The 21,545-nt window shown below is 60.7% G+C and carries 18 protein-coding genes; 2 read left to right on the top strand and 16 right to left on the bottom strand.

Annotated features, from left to right (window positions below; genetic code table 11):
* Both WBG04_RS09035 and rplQ read left to right on the top strand, forming a co-directional pair.
* Positions 1 to 852: DNA-directed RNA polymerase subunit alpha (locus WBG04_RS09035; protein ID WP_424314084.1), on the top strand; the 852-nt coding region annotated here is incomplete at its 5' end.
* A 21-nt stretch (positions 853 to 873) separates the two neighbouring features.
* On the top strand, positions 874 to 1,338 hold the full coding sequence (rplQ, locus tag WBG04_RS09030) for a 50S ribosomal protein L17 (protein WP_424314083.1): 465 nt from the start codon (positions 874 to 876) through the stop codon (positions 1,336 to 1,338).
* A 188-nt stretch (positions 1,339 to 1,526) separates the two neighbouring features.
* Here rplQ and WBG04_RS09025 read toward each other — a convergent pair whose 3' ends face one another.
* From WBG04_RS09025 to WBG04_RS08950, 16 genes are all read right to left on the bottom strand, one after another.
* A complete protein-coding gene (locus WBG04_RS09025; protein WP_424314082.1) occupies positions 1,527 to 2,903 on the bottom strand; it encodes a Gfo/Idh/MocA family oxidoreductase in 1,377 nt (458 codons plus the stop codon).
* A gap of 111 nt (positions 2,904 to 3,014) precedes the next feature.
* The gene (locus tag WBG04_RS09020) at positions 3,015 to 3,446 is read right to left on the bottom strand and encodes a molybdenum cofactor biosynthesis protein MoaE (RefSeq protein WP_424314081.1); all 432 of its coding nucleotides are present in this window, start codon (positions 3,444 to 3,446) and stop codon (positions 3,015 to 3,017) included.
* A gap of 57 nt (positions 3,447 to 3,503) precedes the next feature.
* Positions 3,504 to 4,322, bottom strand: coding sequence for an NTP transferase domain-containing protein (locus WBG04_RS09015; RefSeq protein ID WP_424314080.1), 819 nt, complete (start codon positions 4,320 to 4,322; stop codon positions 3,504 to 3,506).
* Between the two features lie 87 nt (positions 4,323 to 4,409).
* Positions 4,410 to 4,898, bottom strand: a complete 489-nt coding sequence (moaC, locus tag WBG04_RS09010) for a cyclic pyranopterin monophosphate synthase MoaC (protein WP_424314079.1) — start codon at positions 4,896 to 4,898, stop codon at positions 4,410 to 4,412.
* A 4-nt stretch (positions 4,899 to 4,902) separates the two neighbouring features.
* A complete protein-coding gene (locus WBG04_RS09005) occupies positions 4,903 to 6,066 on the bottom strand; it encodes a molybdopterin molybdotransferase MoeA (RefSeq protein ID WP_424314078.1) in 1,164 nt (387 codons plus the stop codon).
* On the bottom strand, positions 6,066 to 6,569 hold the full coding sequence (locus WBG04_RS09000) for an MOSC domain-containing protein (protein ID WP_424314077.1): 504 nt from the start codon (positions 6,567 to 6,569) through the stop codon (positions 6,066 to 6,068). Before WBG04_RS09000 ends, WBG04_RS09005 begins: the two co-directional genes overlap by 1 nt.
* A 35-nt stretch (positions 6,570 to 6,604) precedes the next feature.
* A complete protein-coding gene (locus WBG04_RS08995; RefSeq protein WP_424314076.1) occupies positions 6,605 to 7,384 on the bottom strand; it encodes a sulfite exporter TauE/SafE family protein in 780 nt (259 codons plus the stop codon).
* 135 nt (positions 7,385 to 7,519) lie between these two features.
* A complete protein-coding gene (locus tag WBG04_RS08990; protein ID WP_424314075.1) occupies positions 7,520 to 8,425 on the bottom strand; it encodes a hypothetical protein in 906 nt (301 codons plus the stop codon).
* Positions 8,422 to 11,058 (bottom strand): cytochrome c peroxidase, encoded by a 2,637-nt coding sequence (locus tag WBG04_RS08985; RefSeq protein WP_424314074.1) that lies wholly within the window; start codon positions 11,056 to 11,058, stop codon positions 8,422 to 8,424. Before WBG04_RS08985 ends, WBG04_RS08990 begins: the two co-directional genes overlap by 4 nt.
* A gap of 50 nt (positions 11,059 to 11,108) precedes the next feature.
* Positions 11,109 to 11,792 (bottom strand): PEP-CTERM sorting domain-containing protein, encoded by a 684-nt coding sequence (locus tag WBG04_RS08980; RefSeq protein WP_424314073.1) that lies wholly within the window; start codon positions 11,790 to 11,792, stop codon positions 11,109 to 11,111.
* 275 nt (positions 11,793 to 12,067) lie between these two features.
* Positions 12,068 to 12,457, bottom strand: a complete 390-nt coding sequence (locus WBG04_RS08975) for a hypothetical protein (protein ID WP_424314072.1) — start codon at positions 12,455 to 12,457, stop codon at positions 12,068 to 12,070.
* Between the two features lie 200 nt (positions 12,458 to 12,657).
* A complete protein-coding gene (locus WBG04_RS08970) occupies positions 12,658 to 13,545 on the bottom strand; it encodes a transglutaminase family protein (protein ID WP_424314071.1) in 888 nt (295 codons plus the stop codon).
* A 2-nt stretch (positions 13,546 to 13,547) separates the two neighbouring features.
* Positions 13,548 to 16,103: a circularly permuted type 2 ATP-grasp protein gene (locus tag WBG04_RS08965; RefSeq protein ID WP_424314070.1), complete on the bottom strand. Its 2,556-nt coding sequence runs from the start codon at positions 16,101 to 16,103 to the stop codon at positions 13,548 to 13,550.
* Positions 16,104 to 16,156: 53 nt separating this feature from the next.
* Positions 16,157 to 19,549: a DUF2126 domain-containing protein gene (locus WBG04_RS08960; protein ID WP_424314069.1), complete on the bottom strand. Its 3,393-nt coding sequence runs from the start codon at positions 19,547 to 19,549 to the stop codon at positions 16,157 to 16,159.
* Positions 19,550 to 19,620: 71 nt separating this feature from the next.
* Positions 19,621 to 20,475, bottom strand: coding sequence for a transglutaminase family protein (locus WBG04_RS08955; RefSeq protein ID WP_424314068.1), 855 nt, complete (start codon positions 20,473 to 20,475; stop codon positions 19,621 to 19,623).
* A gap of 27 nt (positions 20,476 to 20,502) precedes the next feature.
* Entirely contained in the window at positions 20,503 to 21,543 is a 1,041-nt protein-coding gene (locus WBG04_RS08950) for an alpha-E domain-containing protein (RefSeq protein WP_424314067.1), read from the bottom strand.
* Positions 21,544 to 21,545 lie beyond the last annotated feature (2 nt).

The following is a 21,545-nucleotide window of genomic DNA, read 5'->3' as shown; positions in this document are numbered from 1 at the left end:
GTGGAAGATGTCACCGACATCATCCTCAACCTCAAGAAGGTGAAGTTCAAACACCACGACAAGGAGTCCCGCATCCTGACCATCAAGGTCGAGCGCGACGGTGTGGTCACCGCTGGTGACATCCAGGAGGACAACATTTACGAAGTGGTCAACAAGGACCAGGTCATCTGCCACCTCGACAAGAAGGTGAAGTTCGACTGCGAGTTTGAGATCCGTGTCGGTCGTGGCTTCTCGACCGGTGACGAGAACAAGCGCAAGGACCAGCCGATCGGCGTGATCGCGATCGACTCGATCTTCTCGCCCGTCACCCGCGTCAAGTACGCCGTGGACACCACCCGTGTGGGTCAGATGACCGATTACGACAAGCTCGTGCTCGATATCTGGACTGACGGTCGCATCACTCCTCAGGACGCACTGCTTCAGGCATCCGCCATCCTTCGTCACCACCTCGACGTGTTCGTCAACTACGACGAGAACGCGGTGGACTTCGAAGAAGCACCAGCCGAGACCAGCGAAGAAAACGCGGCTCTCAAGAAGCTGCTCAACATGTCGGTCAACGAAATCGAGCTTTCGGTTCGTGCCGCCAACTGCCTCAACAACGCGAACATCACCTCGGTCGGCCAGCTGGCCATGAAGAGCGAGGCCGAGATGCTCAAGTACCGCAACTTCGGCAAGAAGTCGCTCAACGAGATCAAGGACAAGCTTTCCGAACTCGGCCTCGGCCTCGGAATGTCCCTCGATCCGTCGCTGCTTTCCGGCCCGGTCGCTGCAGCTCGTGCGCCACGCCTCGGTGTGGAAGACGAAGCTCCGGTCGGACTTGCCGATCTGATTGCTCAGAACCTCGACGACTGAATTTAAAACAGGGAACACCCGATGAGAAATCGCAACAAGACCTCGCAACTCAAGCGTACCGCGTCCCATCGACGGGCACTGCTGGCCAACATGGCCTGCAGCCTGATCGAGCACGGCGCGATCCGCACCACCCTCGGCAAGGCCAAGGCACTCCGCCCGGTCGCCGAGAAAATGGTAACCCTCGGCAAGAAGGGCGACATTCACGCCCGCCGCCAAGCCGTCGCTTTCCTGCGTCACAAGGACGTGGTGAAGCAGCTGTTCGAAGTGGTGGCTCCTGCTGCCGCAGACCGTCAAGGCGGTTACTGCCGGATCACCAAGCTCGGCCCACGTCTGACTGACGCCGCTCCGATGGCGATCATCGAATTCGTCGATCGTGTGATCGAGAAGGACGAAGAAGTGGTGGAAGACACCACCGATTACGCGGTTGAGGTGGAGGCCGAAAAGGTCGAAGCCAAGGAGGAAAAAGTCGAAGCGAAGGCTGATTGAGCCTTCAGCGCTGAATGCATTCAAAAACGCCCGCAGGTTTTACCTGCGGGCGTTTTTTTTGTGGAGTGGTGCTGGAGTGGCGCTCTACCGAGCGCCATGGGTGGGCAAGGCGCCTTTCAGGCGCGTCAAGCAAAGCAGAGAAGAGCCCAGAGGCAGAACTCGTTCCCGAGCCTACGCCTCCGTCCCAATCACAGCTTGTAAAACTCTTCCCAACCCTTTCGTGGAGCGGGATCAAGAAGGGCTTGGGCCATCTCGTTGTTGGTGACCTTGTTGGTTTCGCGGTCGAAGTCGATCGTGCCACCAAAGCGCTGGGCGAGGATGCCGAGTGTGAACACCTGAGTGAGGGGGCCGCCGACGCTGAAGGGCGAGCGGGCCTCTTCTTCTCCCTTGCAGGCGAGCAGGAAGTTCTCGTAGTGGTTCGAGTTCTTGCCGGAAATGCGTGGAAGGTCCTTGCGGATTTCCATGAACTTTTCACGGGGAACGACCTGAAGTACATCCGAGTGGCTGCCACCGTGGAAGGTGAGATCTTTGCCATAGATGAGCTTCCCGGGCTTTTTGACGTTGAGCTCCCCGAGTTCCTTCTCGGGTTTGGCCATGTTCTTGACGCCGTCGAGCCAGGTCACATCGCATGCCGGCATGTCGCCACGTGCGGGGAACTTGAACTTGATGGTGGACTCCTGAGGAAAGACGAGTGGGTTGGCACCAGAGCGTTTGACCGCTTCGATGGAGCTTGGCAGACCGAGATTGAGGAAACGATGGGAGGTATCGAGAATGTGCGGGCCCCAGTCGCCGAAGGCGCCACTGCCGTAATCGTACCAGCTTCGCCATTCCTGAGGATGGAGCTTGTCACTGAATGGATGCTCGGGAGCGGAACAAATCCAAGTGTCCCAGTCCATGCCTTTGGGGATCGGCTGGCTGGGGTATTCCTTCACATTCGAGCCCCAGCCGTGCCAGCGGCGAGGCGAGTTCATGTAGGCGGTGATCCGGGTGACGTTGTTGATGACACCGGCATCGACCCATGCCTTGTACTGGAAGTAATTGCCGCCTGAGTGCCCTTGGTTGCCCATCTGGGTCACGACACCGCTTTTCTCTGCCAATGCCATAAGGCGGTCGCATTGTCCGAAGGTGTGGGCGAGCGGTTTCTCGACGTAGACGTGCTTGCCGAGCGACATCGCCAGCATGGTGACGCAGAAGTGGGAGTGATCGGGAGTGGCGATGAGCACGGCGTCGATCTCGTCGGCCATCTTGTCGAACATGACGCGGAAGTCCTGGAACTTCTTGGCCTTCGGATGAGCGGCCTGAGCCTCCCGGGTGTGCTTGCCGTTCAGGTCGACGTCACAAAGGGCGACCACAGTGCAGTGGCCGGAATCAGCCATGGTCTTCAGGTCGCGCCCCCCTTGGTTTCCGATGCCAACGACTGCCAGACGGACTTGCTGACTCGGTGCCTGCTTGCCGCCACTGGTTTGGCCAAGGGCGATGTGGGCGGGAAGAATAGAGAGAGTTCCGAAGATGGCTGATTTCTTGAGGAAGTCGCGCCGGCTGGGTTGCAGGGGTTTTTCAATCATGGGTGGTAGGTTATGGGAAGTGGGCTGGTATCGCGAGGCAAAGATGCGTTCTGGATGTGGCGTAGACAGGTGACAGAAGTAAATTAATTGGCGGACGGAGCCAATCCCGATTCAGTGGGAGTGTCCGGCGCAGTGGTCACACCGGACCCATCCATTACTCCCATCGCTGAAGTATTCTTTCTTCCATATCGGGACCCGGGCTTTGACTTCATCGATGATGTAGCGGCAGGCATCGAAAGCGGCGGCACGATGGTGGGAGGAAACGGAGACGACGACGGCAAGTCCGCCAATCTCGACCTCGCCGGTCCGGTGAATGCAGACGGCATGGACGATCTCGAACTTCTCCCGTGCCTCGTTGATGATCCGATTTCCCTCCTTCTCGGCCAGCAGCGGGTAGGCTTCGTATTCGAGTCGGTCAACGGCGCGACCTTGGTGGTGGTTGCGGACCCAGCCTTCAAAGGAGCAGTAGCCTCCTGAGGCGGGATCGAGCACCTTCTCACGAGTGGCGACGGGATCGAGGGGTGATGAGGAGATTTGGAACATCCTTCAGCAGTGAGGTGGTCGAGGGTGGGGCGGCAGGGCAGGAATGCCCTTGCTCCCTTAGCCGCCGGCGACGGGGGGGATGAAGACGATTTCGTCGTTGGCTTCGATGCGGGTGTTCCAGTCACAGAAGTCACCGTTGCGGGCACAGCGGAGGGCATCGGGCTTCAGGCTGAGACGATGCCGGAAAGCGATTTCGTCGTAGAGTCCGGCGGGGGTGCAGGCGAGGGTTTCCACTTCTTCCTCATCGAGTCCGCGTTCCTCGCGGAGCTTGGCGAAGTAGAGGACTTTGACGGACTTGTTAGAAACGCCGTGGTTGATTTTGGCGAAGGCTTCTTCCAAATCGGCGGGGGTGTTGGCATTATCGAGTGCGACGGGGTTGGGGAGGTCGAGAAGCTTTGGTTGCAGGGATTCGACGAAATGGCGGGCGCAGAATTCATTGTTTGCGAGAGCTGTCGATGCCATTGCTAGAGCCGTGCTTTCGTAGATGGCACAAAGTGGTTCGGGGCGGGCGTCGATGCGGCTTTTGAAACAGGTCACGGATTCGTCTGCCGTATGGGCATCCACCAGTTGAGTGACGGTCGCTTTGTCTAACAGAAAAAGATCGCAGCCGATGAGGAGGACCGCTTCGTCGGGATGGGCCTGATGGAAGCTGGCGAGCGCACCGAGGGGGCCGTCGCCGGGATTGAGGTCGGGAAGGATCGGGATACCGGCTGGGACGATGTCCGGGGAGTTGGTGGAGATGAGCAGGTCGGGGGAAATGGATTGGGCAAGGGCGATGACATGATCCAGTTGGCGAGTGCCATCCGGGCGCTCGATGAGTGCCTTGTCGCGGCCCATGCGTCTGCTTTTGCCGCCGGCGAGGATGAGGAAGATCATGGGAAAAGCTGAAAAGCTGAAAAGCTGAAAAGCTGGAAGGGAATGCGCCGGGGAAGCCGATGGGTCGAGAGTTTTGATTTCAGTATCTCAGCTTTTCAGATTTTCAGCGTTTTCCTTATAGTCTGACTTGCCGCCGGTCTTTTCGAGGAGGCGGACCTGAGTGATGACGATCGCGGGATCCAGGGCCTTGCACATGTCGTGGAGGGTGAGGGCGGCGATACTGGCTCCTGTTAGGGCTTCCATTTCCACGCCGGTCTTGCCGGTGGTCTTGGCCGTGCAGCGAATGGTGGCGGTGTTGTTGGTGAAGGTGATGTCGATTCCGACCTTGTCGAGTGGGAGGGGATGGCAGAGCGGGATCAGGTTGCTCGTTTGTTTGGCACCCATGACGCCGGCGAGGATCGCGGTTTGGAAGACGGGGCCCTTTTTTGAAACGAGATCCGAGCCGTCGAACTGGGCGGCGACGGCATCGTTGACAGTGACGAGTGCTTCTGCGGTGGCGACGCGTTCGGTGATCGACTTGTTAGAGACGTCGACCATGGCGACCTTATTTGAAGCATCGATGTGGGAGAGGGACATGGCGTCAGGCGGTGAAGGGGTAGAAGTCGAGCGGGATGTCGGGTTCGAAGTCGGGTGCAGGGGGGATTTCCAAGACGCCGACCGCTCCGGCAATGGAAGAGAAGTCGCCGGAGTTTCCGGGCGGCAGCGGCTGTCGCCTGCCACCGAGGGGGAGCAGCCAGGTGAGTTTGGCGAGCGCTTTGATGTCTTCTGGCGGCATGGTGCGGCGACGGGGATTCGGCAGTCCTTGGAGTTGGTTGAGGGCCGGGCGGACGAAGCGGGTGAAGGTGGCGAGCACGGAAACCGGATTTCCGGGAAGGGCAAAGACATCGGGTGGGCCTGGCCAGAAGGCGAGTGGCTTGCCGGGCCGGAGGGAGACGCCATGGAAGGCGGGGGCACCGAGGCGGTCTTCCAGGAGTGGGCGGATGAAGTCTTTCTTGCCTCGGGAGATGCCGCCGATGGTGATCAAGAGGTCAACCGTTTCGAGCGCCTGATCGAGCCGTTTGCCAAGGTCGACCTCATCGTCGATGGCATGCTGGTGGAATTCGATCGGGATGCCGTGGTGATCGAGGATGGCGGCAAGGGTCGCCCCGTTCGATCTCCGGATCTGCCATGGTTCGGGAATCGCGGCAGGGTGAATGGCTTCGTCGCCGGTGGTGAGAATGCCCACCTTCGGGCGCCGGGGTACGGTGAGTGTCGTTTGTCCGACGGAGGCGGCGATGGCGATTTCCGGCGCGCCGATGGTCACACCTGCGGCAACCAGGGTGGCTCCGTTTTTGGCATCGGCACCGATCGGGTGAATGAACTGACCGGCTTTGAAGGGGCCGAGGATCTGGGTGAGGTCGGGCGAGAGTTGCTCGTAGGGGACGACCGTATCGCAGTCGTCGGGGACGATCGCACCGGTCATGATTTCCCACGCGTGGCCCGGTGTCAGAGGGCCGGGTGGCGGTGATCCTGCGGCATGCAGGCCGGCAATGGTGATCCGCTTGTTGGCGGGGATGGTGGAGGCCCTGAAAGCCACACCGTCCATCATCGCGCGGTTATAGGGTGGCAGCGAGCGATCAGCGAGAATCGGGGAAAGCAGACGACGTCCGATGGCACGCGCGAGCGGCACGTTTTCGGAGGGTAGCGTGGTTAGCGATGAACTGATGCGAGCGTCGGCTTCGGCAGGGGTGATTAGTTCATTCATCAGGATGCTGGTTTGAGATCTTCCATGATGAGTTCCGTCGCACCAAGGGAAAGTTCGCCATCTTCGAGAATTCGGCAGCGGAGGCCACCGCGACCCTTCATGAGATCTTCGGTTCCGGGTTTGCCGCAGGCCTGGTCCATCCAGTAGCAGGGGCGGCACTCTTCGCAGCCTTCGAGTCGGACACCGTTGAGGCGGAAGGTTTGGCCGATCAATGAATTCAGATCGAGTCCTTCGATGACGACATTGCGGCGGAAGGAGTCTGCCGGCAGATTGGGATTCTCCGCATGACTCCGGATGTCATCGACGACCTGCTGGTCGAGCAGCGTGAGCTGGCCCTTGTAGTTGTTCTTCCAGTCGAAAAAGCGGTCGCCCGGAATACCGCGGCCGGCCATAAGCTTGATCGAATCGTGCGCGACGATCCCGTGGGTTCCGGGTGGCTTCTCGTGGTGCCCGAAGTAGTTGTGTCCGGGCGAGGTGAAGAGGTGGAGGATGGTGGCGGTCATGGTTTTTCAAATTTCCAATGCTCAGGCGCCAATGATCAATGGGAGAGAAGAGTGGTTGGTGGTGGGCTGACGGAGTCGGGTGGGAAGGCTTTCGAAAGGAGTTTGCCTGAAGCGACCAGAAGCACAATCGCAAGAAGTCGGCGGATGGTATCGGGTGAGAAGTGGAAGCTGCCGAGGCGGGAGCCGAAGAAGCCGCCGATCAGGGCGAAGGGGAAAAGCGAGGCGAGGTGCCAGGGGATGGCTTGGCTGCCCGTGCTGAAACCGATCAAGCCGAAGAGGGAATTCCCGGCAATGAAGACGATCGAGGTGGCGGCGGCGGTTTTTGGCGTCGCCCAACCAGCGAAGAGCAGGAGAGGGGTAAGGAAGATGCCGCCTCCGGTGCCGGTGAGGCCGGCGAGATAGCCGAGGGCTGCTCCGGAAATGAGAGCGATCAGGACGTGGGGCGGACGGATGTCGTCCTTGTTTTGTTTTGATGGAAAGAGAAATCGGACGGCGGAAAACAGCAGGACCGAGCCGAGCAGGACCCCCAGCAACTGGGGCGGCAGGCTGATCTTTCCTCCAAGAAAGGCGAAGGGGAGGGCTGCGATGAGAAAGGGCCAGGTGAGTGACCAGCGGAAGTGGCCGCCGCGAATGAAGTGCCATGTGCCGAAGCAGGCGACGCCGAGGTTCATCATCAGCGCGGCGGGCCTGATTTCGGGAATGGCGACGCCGGCGAGACTCATGGCCGCGATGTATCCCGACGCCCCGGCATGCCCCACGCTTGAGTAGAGGAAGGCGAGGATGAGGATGGCGGCGTGGAGGGCGATGTCGCTCACGGCGTCGCGATTGGAACTCCTTGAGCGCCCAGTGACGAGGGTTTGTTTGCCATCGCTCAGATCTCGATTTTTACGGCGGCCGCCTTGAAGTTCGGCTGGCGGGAGTGGGGGGCGAAAGAAGGATGGCCGTCATCTTCAGAAACGCCAGGTGAGTCCGGAATAGATTGAAAGCTCCGGGGAGTTGGGACCGATCCCGGTGCCAAGACCGAGGCGAAGATTGAAGTCGTGACGGGGACTGAACCAGGCGCCGCCGACGACTTCGTGCTCACCGCCGGAGTCGAGGTCACCGATGGCTTCGAGGCCGACGGCCCACTTGGGTGAAAAGTCGTGGCGCAGGCCGACGGAGTATCCGAAATCGATGTCGCTCCACCCGCCACTGACGACAATCAGATTGCCGACCAATCGGGTGGAGGGATTGGCGACCCACTCAAGGATCAGGCGGGTGGCGAAAAAGTCCTCGCCGTGGCGATGAATACCACCGTGGGCGTGGCTTGAATGTGCGTGTCCGCCGTGTCCGCCGCCGGGAGCGGGTGCGTCGGGGTTGAAGGTGCCGGCGTCCGGATTGAAGGAAAGCGGAGCATTGTTTGCGCCAGTGCTGCCGCTGAAGGAAGCCGCGCCGCCGTGGCTATGGCCAATGTTGGCGGTGCTTGAGGCCGCGGCAGATGAGTCGGCGATGTGGTAGGCCGCCGATAATCCAAGACGGAAGGGCGAGTCGGGCACGGCGATCGCCCACTGGAAAATCGGGGTGATGCCGGAAAAGTTGAAGGGGCTGCCGTCGCTGTTTGACCACTCCGCAGTGAGGCCGAACGAAGTGCCGAATCCCGTACCAATCAGGAATCCGGGTTCGAGCGAAGTTTCCTCGTCTCCGCTGTCGCCCCGAACATAGGTCGATGACGTGAAGGCGGTGACCTTGCCGTATGCCGGAACCCGCGCATCCAGATTGACGAAGAAATCCTGGCCGTGGTGCGCGTAGCTAGTCTGGATCAGGAGAAGGGCGATGGCAGCACGGTGGAACATGGTGAGGATGCGGTCGGGTTTCACCAGGTGCGGCGGAGTCGGTAGAACTGACGGGCGGGTCTGTCCGTGGGGAATTCGAATCGAGCGGGCTCCTCTTGCCATTCACCTTCCGCCGGCAGCCAGGGTGCTCCGAGTTCGGTGATGGCTTCCGGATACCAGTCGCGCGCTGCCCCCCATTGAAGGTAGAGGGAGGCACCGTCGGACCCGATGATTGGCTGGGGTTGGGCTTCGTCGCGATCGGAAAGACCATTCTCATTGCGGTCACCTCCACGGCTCGAGGTTTCTCCAAGCGAGACCCCTGAGACGGTCAAGGCATCGTCATCGCGGATCATAGCCAGGAGCTCGCTCCGGGTGAGGGGGGCTTCTTCACGACTATCACTGACGTAGTGGCTGGTGCTTGGGTCGAAGCGAAGCTGCTTTGACACACCGTCGTGCTGTCCCCAGCCGACGACTCCGATCAATCCTGCGGTGGCGTGGTTTTCAAGCAGCTCGAGATGATCGATGATGGCGGTGCTCTGGTGGTTCGTGGTGGTGATGGTTTGTTCATGTCCGACGGTCGGAGCGATCGCGGTGTCGAAGGAGAGGAGATAGGCTTCGATGTCCGCAAGGTTCTGTCGCTTTTGCGCCGTGATGGGTAGTCGGTCGAGCCGGTCGAGGGCGTAGGGGTGAACCACGGGCAGATCATGGCCGCTGCCGTCCGATCCCAGGCCGAATCCGGAGAGGGAGACTCCGTTCGGGTCGAAAATGTTGGCCCGCTGGTAGATCATCCGGAAACCGGGATTCTTCATCGGTTGGGAGGAGCCGACGGACAGGTGGTCGTCGAGGTTCTGATCGGTGCCCGCATTGAAATCGTGGCAGACGATGCAGTGGCTGAGGTTGTGATCGGTGAAGAGTGAAAGACCACGGGCTGGATTGGCACCGTTAAGCTCGGTCTTCAGCGTGCGATCGAGGTTGCGGTTCGGGTTGGGGTGCAGGCGGATCGACAGCAGGTATTCGGTGAGAAGATCCATGTCGGCTTCCGGAATCTCGACGCCGCCCATGAGATTGGGGAAGGTGGAATTGAAGGATTGGATGCTGGGCTTGTCACCCCGCCAGTGGAACTTGGTCTGGATCGCTTCGGTCGGTCGGGGCTGCCCGGTAGTCGGGTCGTTGGGGCGGGCGTCGTTGAGAGCGAGTCCTTTCAGCGTCTGGGTGGTGAGTGGCCCTTTCATCGGATGGACCTGCCGGTTGAAGACGTCGAACTCGTGAATCGACAGGTTGGCGCTGGGGATCTGGATCATCTGCCCGCCCGGATCGCCAAGATCCCAAGCAAGTCCGTCGCGGTCGGCATCGAGGTGGCAGGTCGCGCACGACACGGTTCCATTTCCCGAAAGGCGGGCGTCGTAGAGAATGCCGCGGCCCATGCGAATGTTGGCGGGCATGGGGTCGGCGCTTCCGAGTGGTTGATCCGAGAGGATCGTGCCGCTGGAGGTGTCGATCGTTGTTAGAGTGTCGGATATCTTGTTCAGCACGTATAGGCGGCTCCCGTCGATGGAGAGCGTTGCGGCGCGCGGGCCACGCATTTCATGGGTGCCAGCTCCGCTGGGGCGGACATCGATGTTTTTCAGGATCGTGCCGGTGGATGTTGCCACTTCGGCAACGCGGTCGGAGTTGAAGGCGGTGATCCAGGCGCGTTGGCCATCGGCAGTCAGTGTGACGGAAGTCGGTTGAGCCAGTGCCCGGGCCAGGCTGGCAGGAACCGGGCTGGTGGCGCGGTCGATGCCGGGGTTGAGATCGTGATGGATGATCTCGCCGTTCGATGGGTCGAAGTGGGTCAGGCGGTGGAGGCTGAAATGCCCGTTGAGCTCCGGCTCGAAGCGGGTGAGGTTGAGCGATTCACTGTTGACGCAAAAGAGGGTTCCGTCGGGATGGGTCGCGAGATCGAAGAGATGGGTGCCGATTCCGCTGAACCAAGTGGAGATTTCGAGGGTTTCGGTGTCGATGGCCGCGATGTCATGGTCGAGGACAGTGTGACTGATGCGGTCGTCGTCAGCGGCTACGATGAGTGCCGTAGGTGGGGCGTCTGGGAGTTCCGGGTTGGAGGGTTGAGGGGGTAATGGAGCTTCGCCGCGCGGAAGGATCGTGGTTTGGTTGCCCGAATCGAGCGAGGCGAGGTAGATCATGGAGCCGTCCGGGCTGGCGCTCATTGCCCGTGGTTGCAGGCCGTCGATTGCGATTTCTCCGAGGAGGTTTCGACTGACGGCATTGAAGACGAAGACCCGCCTTGCCTGAGCGCAGGAGACGAAGGCTTTCCCATTGGCAAAGATGACGTCGGCGGGCTCATCGGCGACGCGCAAGGTGTCGATGACCAGGCGGCGGGAGAGAGAAACGATGGAGACGGAGTCGGACACTTCATTGACGACCCAGACTTCGTCGTTGGTCCGCGCGCGGACGCTGACGGGAGAAGTGGAAACGGGGATTTCGGAGATCAGGAGCGGGCTAGAGCGGAGTGGTGTTCCGGTGGAGAAGACGCTCAGACGATGCGGGACGCTTTGCAGCGCAAGCAGTTTCGTGCCATCGGGGGTAAGATCGACAGGGTGGACCTGTCGCGCTTCGAAGTGTTCGAAGGCGGCGCAGTGGACGGTGAGCGCGAGGAGAATGAGGAGGCGGAGAGGCATGGTGAATGGGGGCCGGGAAGCTCGGGCTTCCCGGCCCGGGGATTCGAAGTCTAACGGCGACGGCGGAGGCTCAATCCGAGACCGAGGGCGAGGAGTGCCGCTGCTGAGGGCTCGGGGATGGTGGCGAAGTCGAAGTTCATATCCTGCCCGGTGGGAGAGCTGCCGGAGTCGGCGGCATTTCCAAGGCCGATGGTGTATCGTCCTGCTGGGAGCGAGAAGGAATCCGTGACGCTATTCGCGGATAAGCTGACGGCATTTCCGGCGAATCCGAGCCCGGGATCGTTGGTGTTGTCTCCGTTCGCCGCAGCCTTGAGCGCGCCATTATCATCCCATGAATCGTTCAACATGACCCAGTCGAGGCCGTTGTTGGAGAAGGTGTGAAGGGCGGCCGGATCGTCGTTGATGGACTCTCCGGAGAAGATGACGAAGCCCGGTCGCGCGTCGGCCGAAGTGCCATTCATGGAGAGGGTGATGATGGAATCGTTGTCGAGTTGAAGAAGATACCAACTCGTCGCATGACCCCAGCCACGGTTCGGATTGGCTCCGCTGGCGAGGTCGACGTAGCTCCATCCACCGACCGTGGTGACGGAGGACCAGGAGTCGTTGGCGGACATCGTGACGAATGCCTCGTAGGGAAATGCGGCTCCGTCCGGGCCGGGGTTGGTGTAATTGGTGTCGACGACGGCAGCTTGAGCGGTGACGGCAAGTGCGGTGAGAATAGGAATAGATTTCATAAGAAAATGAGAGTTGTTGGTTCGGTTGATGACAGCCGATGGGACCGCAGCCAGTTTGGCTGGGAACTTGTGAGATCGAGTCGGCGAAGCTGTCGAAAGCGCCAACGCGGTGTTCAGTCCTGACTGCCGTGTTGCGACACGGTCAGGCAGGGATCTCTTTGGAGCTGCGGGAAGCGGGCTCAAGGGTCATGCGACGACCGGGTCCGGACAAAGGGACGCGGAACGCATGACATGCACTTCGAGGGAAAACTTCCCTGACAGGGAGTCCTAACAGCTCAGGCGAACGAGCGCGGAGGCGGAATCGGCGGGGCCACGAGGAGCTTCATGCGATTTGCCGAAGGCTCGAGGTAGGGCCGTGCTGGAGGTTCACTCGATCTCGGTTCACGCAGGGTAATCTGCGCGGGGAGTGTAAGCTCTTTGAGTGAGAGTTTATCAGGAGCTCCCGAGAGAGGCTGCTTGTCGTTATCGTCCTTTTTGGCGTCAACGATCGCAACGCAAAGCGAGCAGGGATGCTCTCCGTCGAAGGTTTGAGCGAGGCCTTTCGAAATCCCTTCCGTTTGGGAGTAGCTGACGATCATCCCGGTCCAGGCGATGACCTGAAGCACGCCGTAAGGACCACCCAGCAAGTGGATGCAGCCAAGGACGACGATGAGGTGCCGAAACACGCTTCTCAGGTAGTGTCGGGTGTCCGAGCTGTCAAGTCGGGGCAATTGATTTTGAGCCTATGGGACGCTATGAACTAGCTGGTCCGGGGATTCAGTGGTTGTGACCAGGATGGCAGATTTTTTCAGTCGCAACCAACGCATGGCTGGTGAGGCATTCCGGAATTTCCCGATGACTTGGCGAGCGGGATCATTGGGTGAATTCACGATGAAGCCGACTCAAGCGGCGTGACCGTGACCCCGATTGCGAGCGTCTGGGTGCCACCGCCATAAACCGTGCCCCGAATCGGGCAGATGTCGTGGTAATCGCGACCGTGTGCCACCCAGATGTGATTGGTGGTGGGGATGATGTTGTTGGTGGCATCAAAGTCCGTCCAGCCGAGCTGGGGGACGTAGAGGGAAATCCAGGCGTGAGAGGCGTCGGCACCGATGAGTCTCGGTTTTCCGGGAGGTGGATCGGTGCGGATGTAGCCGGAGACATAGCGCGCCGGCAGCCCGAGGGAGCGCAGGCACGAGATCTGGAGGTGGGCGAAGTCCTGACAGACTCCGGCTCGTTTGGCGAAAACCTCGCTCACCGGGGTGGTGACGGTGGTGGCGGAGTTGTCGAAGGAGAAGTCCTCGTGGATCCGCCTTGTCAGGTCGGTGGTGGCCTGAAGGATCGGGGTCCCCGGGCGGAAGGACTCGAGCGTGTAGGCGACAAGGTCCGGCAGAACCGGGCAGAGCGGGGAGGCGAAACAGAATTCCGCCGCCGCGAGATCGGCCGAAATCGTGGATCGCCGGACCTGGTCGCGGACGATCTCCCAAGCGGGCGACAAGTCGAGCGTGTTGGCGGGGGAGTGGGCGATGACCACTTCGGAGTGGCTGTCGATGACGAGTTCCTGATGCGGCGAGGCGAGAGAGAAGAAGCTGGTCGGGTTGTTGAAGTAGTCGCGGTGCGAGGTCAGGATATCGGGTGCGGGAGTGACGACGATCCGCGATGAAATATGGTTCTGAACCGGGGTCTCAAGTGGTGTGAGCCGTGCAAGATGATGCGAGTACGAGACATTGTCCTCGTAGCGGTAGACGGTGCGGTGATGGATGGAATAGCGCACGATCAGGTAGCGGTGTAGGAGGCGTGGGTGAAGAATTCCCAGCCGAGCTGCTCAGCGACTGTGGGGAGATTCTTGCGCAGGTCCGTGACGAAGGTTTGGACTCGTTTCAGGTTCACGGCTTCGGATTTTTCATCGTGTGCCTGGAGTAGCTCGGTTTGGACGAAGTGAAGAGCCCGGAGAATGGTGCGATGGGCCGGGCGGATGATGCGTTCATCGTTGGTTTGCGGGAGCTCCGAGAGATTCTGGTCGAGGTCCGCGAGCTGGTAGGCGAGGCCGCGGGGGTTGGCAGGGTCGAAGAGCACGAGATCGAGCGCTGGAAGGGGCTGGGGCGCCCCTTGGTAGCGGAAGCGGTAGGTCATGGTGCAGTCGGTGACCGAAAGCAGCGCATCGAGGATGGCCGAGGGTGGCAGGCGGTGGTCGCTGAGGACCTGCTCCACGAGGGTCAGCAGCCACGAACAGCGTTCGAGCCGGCGGCCGATGTTGAGGAAACGCCAGCTCTCCGTGCGGGTAAGGTTTTCGCGGCAGGTGCCGTTGAAGGCCGAATGGAGGAGGATGGCCTGTTGCAGCGGTGCGCGCAGGCCGGAGAGGGATCTCGGTTGCAGACCATGGCCGATCTTCTCCAGGTTTTGTACGATCCTCCAGGTTTCGTTGGACAAGCGGTCCCGTGAAAGAGCGGCAAGCGATCTCAGGCGGCCGAGGTTGTCAGGGATCGAGTCGAGATGCGGTGGTCGTTTTTTACTAGGTTTGTAGTAAATGGAGTTGATGAGCCTGAGCAGTGACAGGCGGTCGAAGTCGCCGGAGAACTTCGCGACGTCTGATTCGTCCAGGTAGTCCAGCTTCGACAGGGCGTGAAGAAGGGGTTGGACGGGAAGCAGGTCCGAAGAGGAGTCCTCGTCGACCGCCGTCAGGACGATTTCAAGCAGGACGCGGGTGGCGGACTCGGAGCGTTCCGAGTAGCGGCCGATCCAGAGCATGTTGTCGGCTGAGTGACTTGAGAGATTGCCGCGGCCTCGACGAATGGCGACCCGGTGGGTCAGGTTTGAAGTGACACGGGGAGGATTGGCGGGATTGCCGAGAACCCAGAGGTCCTTGCTGCTGGTGTTTTCGTGAAGGGAGAGACCCGGGAGAGTGTCCGAGCGGGAAGCGCTGCGCACAAGTCCGCCGGGCATCACGCGGTAGTCGTCGCCGTTGGCAAAGACGAAGAGCCGGACCGCGACGGGTCTGGCTTCGATCGAACTGCCATTCCACACCGGAGCGGTGGAGAAGGGCATCTCGCGCTGGACCACGAACTGCTCGGGGTTCCTGGTGATTTTCTGGCGGAGCTGATCGAGCTGGGCTTGATCAAGTGAGCGGGTGAGCGCTGGAGGGAAGAGGTTTCGGGTGAAGGCGCTCTTGACGACGGCGGAACCCGAGGTGAGCAGGGTTTCGACGTTGCCGCCGGCTCGGTTCCAGTGGGTTTCGATCGATGGGATGAGCAGCTCTTCGCCGGTGAAGTGGCGGGAAATGGCCGGCAGAAAGGGAAGGAATGCGGGCGCTTCAGCGATGGCGGTGCCCGGTGGGTTGATGACCGCGACGGTGCCGGAGCGGATCGCCTGCATCAGGCCGGGGATGCCAACGAGGTTGGAGGTCGGCATTTCGAGCGGATCGGCATCGCCATCCGGAACGCGCCGGATCAGGACGTGCACCCGCTGGAGTCCACGGACGGTCTTGAGAAAGAGACGGTCGTTGCGGACGGTCAGTTCGCTGCCGACGGCGAGGGTGATGCCGAGGTAGCGGGTGAGGAAGGCGTCTTCGAAATAGGTTTTGTCGCCCGGTCCTGGTGAGAGAAGTACGACGCTTGGCGTATCAACGGCGGAGGAGGCGAGCGAAACGAGGGTGCTGCGGAGTTCCTGAAAGAAGCTGGCGAGGCGGACCAGATGCAGTTTCTTCGACGTTTCGGGAAAGACGTTCGAGAGGACGATCCGGTTTTCGAGGGCGAATCCCATGCCGTTGGGAGTTTCGGTCCGGTCGGCGATGACCGTCCAGTTGCCATTGGGATCGCGGGCAACATCGACGGCATACAGGGAAAGCAGGGGTCTATCTGGTTTCGGCAGACCGCGGAGCGAACGGACGTATCCCGGTTGGGAAAAGAGCACGGAAGGGGGGAGGATGCCGCTGGTCAGCAGGTTCTGGTTCCCGTAGCAGTCGTGAAGAATGAGGTCCCAGAGTTTGGCTCGCTGGATGACGCCTTTGGAGAGCGAAGCCCACTCCGTTTCGGAAATGAGCATCGGGAGGGGATCGAGATCCCAGCGTCGGACGCTTTCCTCGGATTCGCCGGAGAGGAGATTGTGGGCGATGCCGTTTTCCCGCAGCATGTCCTCGCCGCGTTTCCACGAGTTGGTGAGTCCTTCGGAGCCGAAGTCATTGATGCGTTTGGCGAAATCCTTCCATGGCGACTCGGTGCCGAGGCGCTGGTCGCGGAACTCGTCGAACACCCCGGTGCCCGGCACATACGCGCCGAAAAGCCCGCCGGAGTCGGCGGCTGCGGGAACTTGAGACTGGGCTTGCTGCTGGGGCATCACGTGGCGATGCGTTCTTTGGCCGGGCCTCCGGAGTGGAACGTGCGGGGACCCTAGGCAGGGTATCGCTGAAGGTCGAGGGTCATGGGGTACTCGCGGTCGATTTTTGGTGCCGGAGGGTCGAGCTTGCCTGGCGAGCGATTGATCGTGAAAAATCGCGAACGGCGACGGCTTTCGGCGACAAAGGCATTCAGCGGGAAATCGTCATAAGCGCGTCCACCGGGATGGACGACGTGGTACTTGCAGCCGCCAACCGAGCGTTGGTTCCAGGTATCGACGACATCGAAGGTGAGCGGCGAGTTGATCGGCAGGGTCGGGTGGAGGGCGGAGTAGGGGTCCCAGGCGCGGTAGCGGATGCCGGCGATGTATTCGCCCTGACGGCCGGTCGGGTGAAGCGGGACGGAAACGCCATTGCAGGTCACCTGGTGGCGAGAGTCGGTGAAGCCGCTGACCTTGAGCTGGAGGCGTTCGACCGAGGAATCGACGTAGCGGGAGGTTCCGCTGCTCGATTGCTCTTCACCGAGCACATGCCATGGTTCGATCGCCTGGCGGAGTTCGAGGTGGAGGTTGCGTTGGTCGTACTCGCCGACCAGAGGGAAGCGGAACTCGTGATGGGGTTCGAACCAGGCGGCGTCGAAGGGCAGATCGTTGGCACGCAGGTCGGTGACGATGTCCTCCATGTCGTCCTTGATGAAGTGGGGCAGCATCCACTTGTCGTGAATCGAGGTGCCCCAGCGGACGGGTTTGGCGGTGTAGGGGTTGTCCCAGAATCGCGACAGCAGTCCGCGGATCAGGAGCTGCTGGGCGAGCGCCATTTCAGGATGGGGTGGCATTTCAAAGCCCCGCATCTCGAGGAGTCCGAGGCGGCCGGTGGTGCTGTCCGGAGAGTAGAGCTTGTCGAGGCAGATCTCGGCACGGTGGGTGTTGCCGGTCATGTCGACCAGGTGGTTGCGCAGGATGCGGTCGACGAGCCACTGGGAGTGGTCGAGCGTGGTGTCGCCCTTCGGCAGCGCCGAGAAGGCGGTCTCCAGTTCGTAGAGCGTTTCATGGCGGGCTTCATCGAGGCGGGGAGCCTGTGAAGTCGGTCCGATGAAGAGTCCCGAGAAGAGATAGGAGAGGGACGGGTGGTTGTTGAAGTAGGTGATCAGCGAGGGCAGCAGGTGCGGCCGGCGCAGGAAGGGGGAATCGAGCGGGGTGTCGCCTCCGACCACGATGTGGTTTCCGCCGCCGGTTCCGGAATGGCGGCCGTCTTCCATGAACTTCTCGGTGCCGAGTCCGATATTACGAGCTTCCTCGTAGATGACCTTGTTCTTCGAGACGATTTCGTTCCAGGTCTTCGATGGGTGGATGTTGACTTCGATGACACCGGGGTCGGGTGTGACCGAGAAGGAATTGAGCCGTGGGTCGGAGGGCGGCTTGTAGCCCTCGATCCGGATCGGGGTGCCAAGCGACTTGGCGGTTTCCTCCAAGGCACCGACGAGTTCGAGATAGGCGTCGGCCTTGACCAGTGGTGGCATGAAGACGTGGAGTCGTCCGTCGCGCGGCTCGACCGAAAGGCCGGTGCGGACCTGTCCGGAGGCGGATTTCCCGACCTGAGGTTCGGCGAGGGCGTCCTGGCGTTGTTTGGAGCTGGTGCGGCGTGGGTCTTCGCCGCGCGGATCGCCCTGATACTGCCCGCGAATGGTGGTCGCCATGGCCGAGACCGGGTTTGGCTGACGGAGGGCTGGTGGCAGGATTCTTTCGGCTGGAAAGGGGTCGCGGGGGATCGAGGGGTCGTAGGGTTCGAGGATCGGCTGATCGATCCGCTCGGCCCAGGGGAGGCCGTCCATCGGCAGGCGATAGCCCATCGGGTGATTGCCGGGAGCAAGATAGAGTTCCTCGCCGCGCAGGAACCAGGGTCCGGTGATCCATTCCTCGGGACTCACGCCACGGGCGATGGGAAGAAGGTGGCCAACGGGTGAGCCGAGGCCCTGTTCGAAGACCTTGCTGATGGTTTCCCGTTCGAGTTTGTCGGCGAGCTTCGGATTCTCGACGGTGACGTTCATCGGCAGACGCCTTTCCTTCCACATGTAGTAGAAGATGTCCTCGTAGCCGGCACGAATGAAATCAGGGGAGATGTCGAGGTTCTTGGCGAGCAGCTTGATGAAGGCTTCGGATTCCTTGCTACCATATCCATAGTCGACGCGATGGTCGGCGAAAAGGGATTGGTCGTTCCACACGGGTGTCCCGTCGTGCCGCCAATAAGAAGTGAATGACCAGCGGGGGAGCGGTTCGCCAGGATACCATTTGCCCTGACCGTGGTGCAGGAATCCACCGGGGGAGAATTTCTTGTAGAGTCGGTGGAGGAGTTGATCCGCGTAGAGCTCCTTGGTCGGCCCGAGCGCGTCGGTGTTCCACTCGGGGGCCTCCATGTCGGTGGCCGAGACAAAAGTCGGTTCGCCGCCCATGGTCAGGCGCATGTCCTGCTTTTTGAGCTTCTTGTCGATGGCCTGTCCCAGCTTCTCGATCTCAGCGGTCTGCTCCGGGGTGTAGGGGAGGGTGACACGCGGCGTTTCGCGGATGCGTTCGACCTTCATGTCGAATTCGAAATCGGTCTCGGTGTCGTCGGACATCGAAAGGGAGCCCGAGATCGGGGCGGCATTGCGGTAGTGGGCGGCGGCGCAGAGGGGGATGTGGCCTTCACCCGTGAGAAGGCCGGAAGTGGGATCGAGTCCGACCCAGCCTGCGCCGGGGAGGAAGATTTCCGTCCAAGCGTGGAGGTCGGTGAAGTCTTCGGAGGGACCTTCCGCGCCGCCGTCGACGGGTTTCTGGTCGGCCTTCAGTTGGATCAAATAGCCGGAGCAGAAGCGCGCGGCGATGCCGAGCCGGCGCATGACCTGGACCAGCAGCCAGGCCGAGTCGCGACAGGATCCGGTGCGTTTGGTGAGGGTCTCCTCGGTGCTTTGAACACCCGGTTCCATGCGGATGGTGTAGCCGACGGCCTGATGGACGTAGTTGTTGACTGCGACCATGAAGGCGTTGGCTTCCATGCCGTGGGTGATCGGGACCTTGGTGAGGAACTCCCTCATTTTCGGACCGCGGACTTCCTTGACGAGATAGGGTTCGAGGTCGGTGGTCAGTTCTTCGCTATAATCGAAAGGGAAATGCTGGGCGTATTCATCGAGGAAGAAGTCGAAGGGGTTGATGGTTGCCAAGTTGGCGATGAGGTCGACCTCGATCGAGAATTCGCGGACGGCTTCCGGGAAGACGACGCGAGCGAGGAAGTTGCCTTGGGGGTCCTGCTGCCAGTTGATGAAGTGCTTCTCCGGCGTGATCTTCAGCGAGTAGGAGGGAACTTCCGTGCGCGAATGGGTGGCGGGGCGAAGGCGGATGACCTGAGGGCCAAGCTGGACGGGCTTGGAATACTTGTAGGCGGTGAGGTGGTGAAGCGAGCAGTGGATCGACATGACCGGCAGAAGGAGTGGGATACGTTTAGCTCAGGCTGGGCCAAAGCGGCGAGGATGTTTACAGGGACGCGCTAGAGATGAGTGACGGCAACGTCAACCTCCATTCGACAGCTGGCGGTTCCGGAATACTGACCTTTGATCGGGGCGACATCGTCATAATCCCGGCCCACGGCAATCTTTATGAACCGTTCATCCGCAAAGGTATTGTTGGTCGGATCGAGCCCGATCCACCCGCTCTCGGGAAGGTGGATTTCGACCCACGCGTGGGAGGCCTGGGAGCCGACGAGGGTGTCCGAGGGGCCATTGTAGAGGTATCCGGAGGCGTAGCGGGCCGGAATGCCGATCGAGCGACACAATCCCAGCATGAGATGGGTGAAATCCTGACAAACGCCGGAGCGCTGGGCGAAAACTTCGTCGATGCGTGAGCTGACCTTGGTCGAAGTTTGGTCGTAGATCAGATTCGTATGGAGCCAGCTCATGATGCTCTGGGCTTTTTCGAGAACCGTCTCGTTCTTTATGGTCAGGTCCACGGCCTGTCTCCAGATCTCGGTATCCGAGGCGACGTAGGTGGTGGGTTGGAGGAAGGGCCAGATGGCTTCGGTGATCTTGGCGTCGCTGTAGACATCCAGCGTGGCGGCCTTGTCCTTGTCGGTCAGGGTCAGGGGAAGGTTCTCGACCTTGAGGAGGCTCTCGACCTCGAGACGCTGATGAAGTGAAGGGACCTCGAAGTGATGGGTGATGTTTTCAAAGAGGTCGTGGAAGGACCTAAGACGAGTGGCGGGGATTATCCGGACGAAGCAAGAGATCGTCTTCTGAAGGGGGAATGTCGTTGGGTGCAGGTGGAGCGTATTGACGCTGTCACTGACCGGAGCGGCATAGTGGAACGAAGTTCGATGCCGAACTTGATATCGTGGATTGGACTTCAATGCGCTTGGGCCTCTTGGATGTGGAGGCTACTGCTGCTGTTGTTGCTGCTGCTGGATCTGCCAGGCAACCACGGCGGAGATGGATTCTCCCGGGATGGGTGGAACGCTTTCATCAGAGTCCGGCAAGAGGACATATTCCCTGAAGATCTCATCACCAATTCGATTGAACTGGGTCTGAAGGCCGTCGAGATAATCATGGAGTCCGGTTTCCAACACCTCATCGACGGAACCGTAGGCCAGCGAGGCGAGCAGGCGCCCTGAAGCCCGCTCGGCTTCGTTGGAGAACGATCCGCGTTGGCTGCCTGAGATTCGGTGCAGAGCGGCATCGGCGGAGTCGATGCAGAAGCGAACCGAGCGCGGGAAATTCCGATCAAAGATCAGGAAGTCGATGATGTTCTGCGGTGTTGGGTGATTGCGGAAGCGGATCTGGAACGAACTGCGTGCACCGCAGGCGCGCAGCGTGGCGTTCCAGTGGTGATCGATCAAAGAAGCTTCCGCGCCCTCTTTCGGCAGAAAGGTCGTGAAGTCGAGGATGCGGGTGATCTTGTCCGCACGTTCCATGTTTCGCCCGAGTTCCATGAAGTCCCAGGCATTGTCGCGGCTGAGGTTGGACGAGATGATGCCGTTGAAGACATTGGCCGACTTGCGGATGGTCTCGTGGAAGTGCTGCGGGTTGGCGCTCAGCAAGGCATCCGCATCCGGTGAGTTGAGGAAGAGAAAGAGGCCGTTGAGTTCCTCCCAGATCGCTTCGGAGAGTTGGTCTCTAACAGTACGGGCGTTTTCCCGTGCCTGGCCGATGCAGGATCGGATACTGTTTGGGTTCGCCTTGTCGATGCAGAGGAACTCGATGATCTCGGCACTCCTGCCTTTGGGATAGAGTTCTTCGAAGAGGGTGTCATCTCCGGTGCTTTGCACGATGGGCCGCCAGAAGGCCTCGAAGCGGGGGAGGTCGATGTGATCGACATCAAGAAGGAGTTGCTCGTTGACCTCGAGCATGCGCGCGAGGTTGTCGGCCCGCTCAACGTTGCGGACCATCCAGTAGAGGGCGTTTGCGACTCGGGATAGCATGA

The organism is Haloferula sp. (assembly GCF_049672945.1).
Taxonomy (GTDB): Bacteria; Verrucomicrobiota; Verrucomicrobiia; order Verrucomicrobiales; family Akkermansiaceae; genus Haloferula.
Note: the sequence above shows the minus strand (reverse complement) of the source record. Positions and strands in the feature narration are given on the sequence as shown.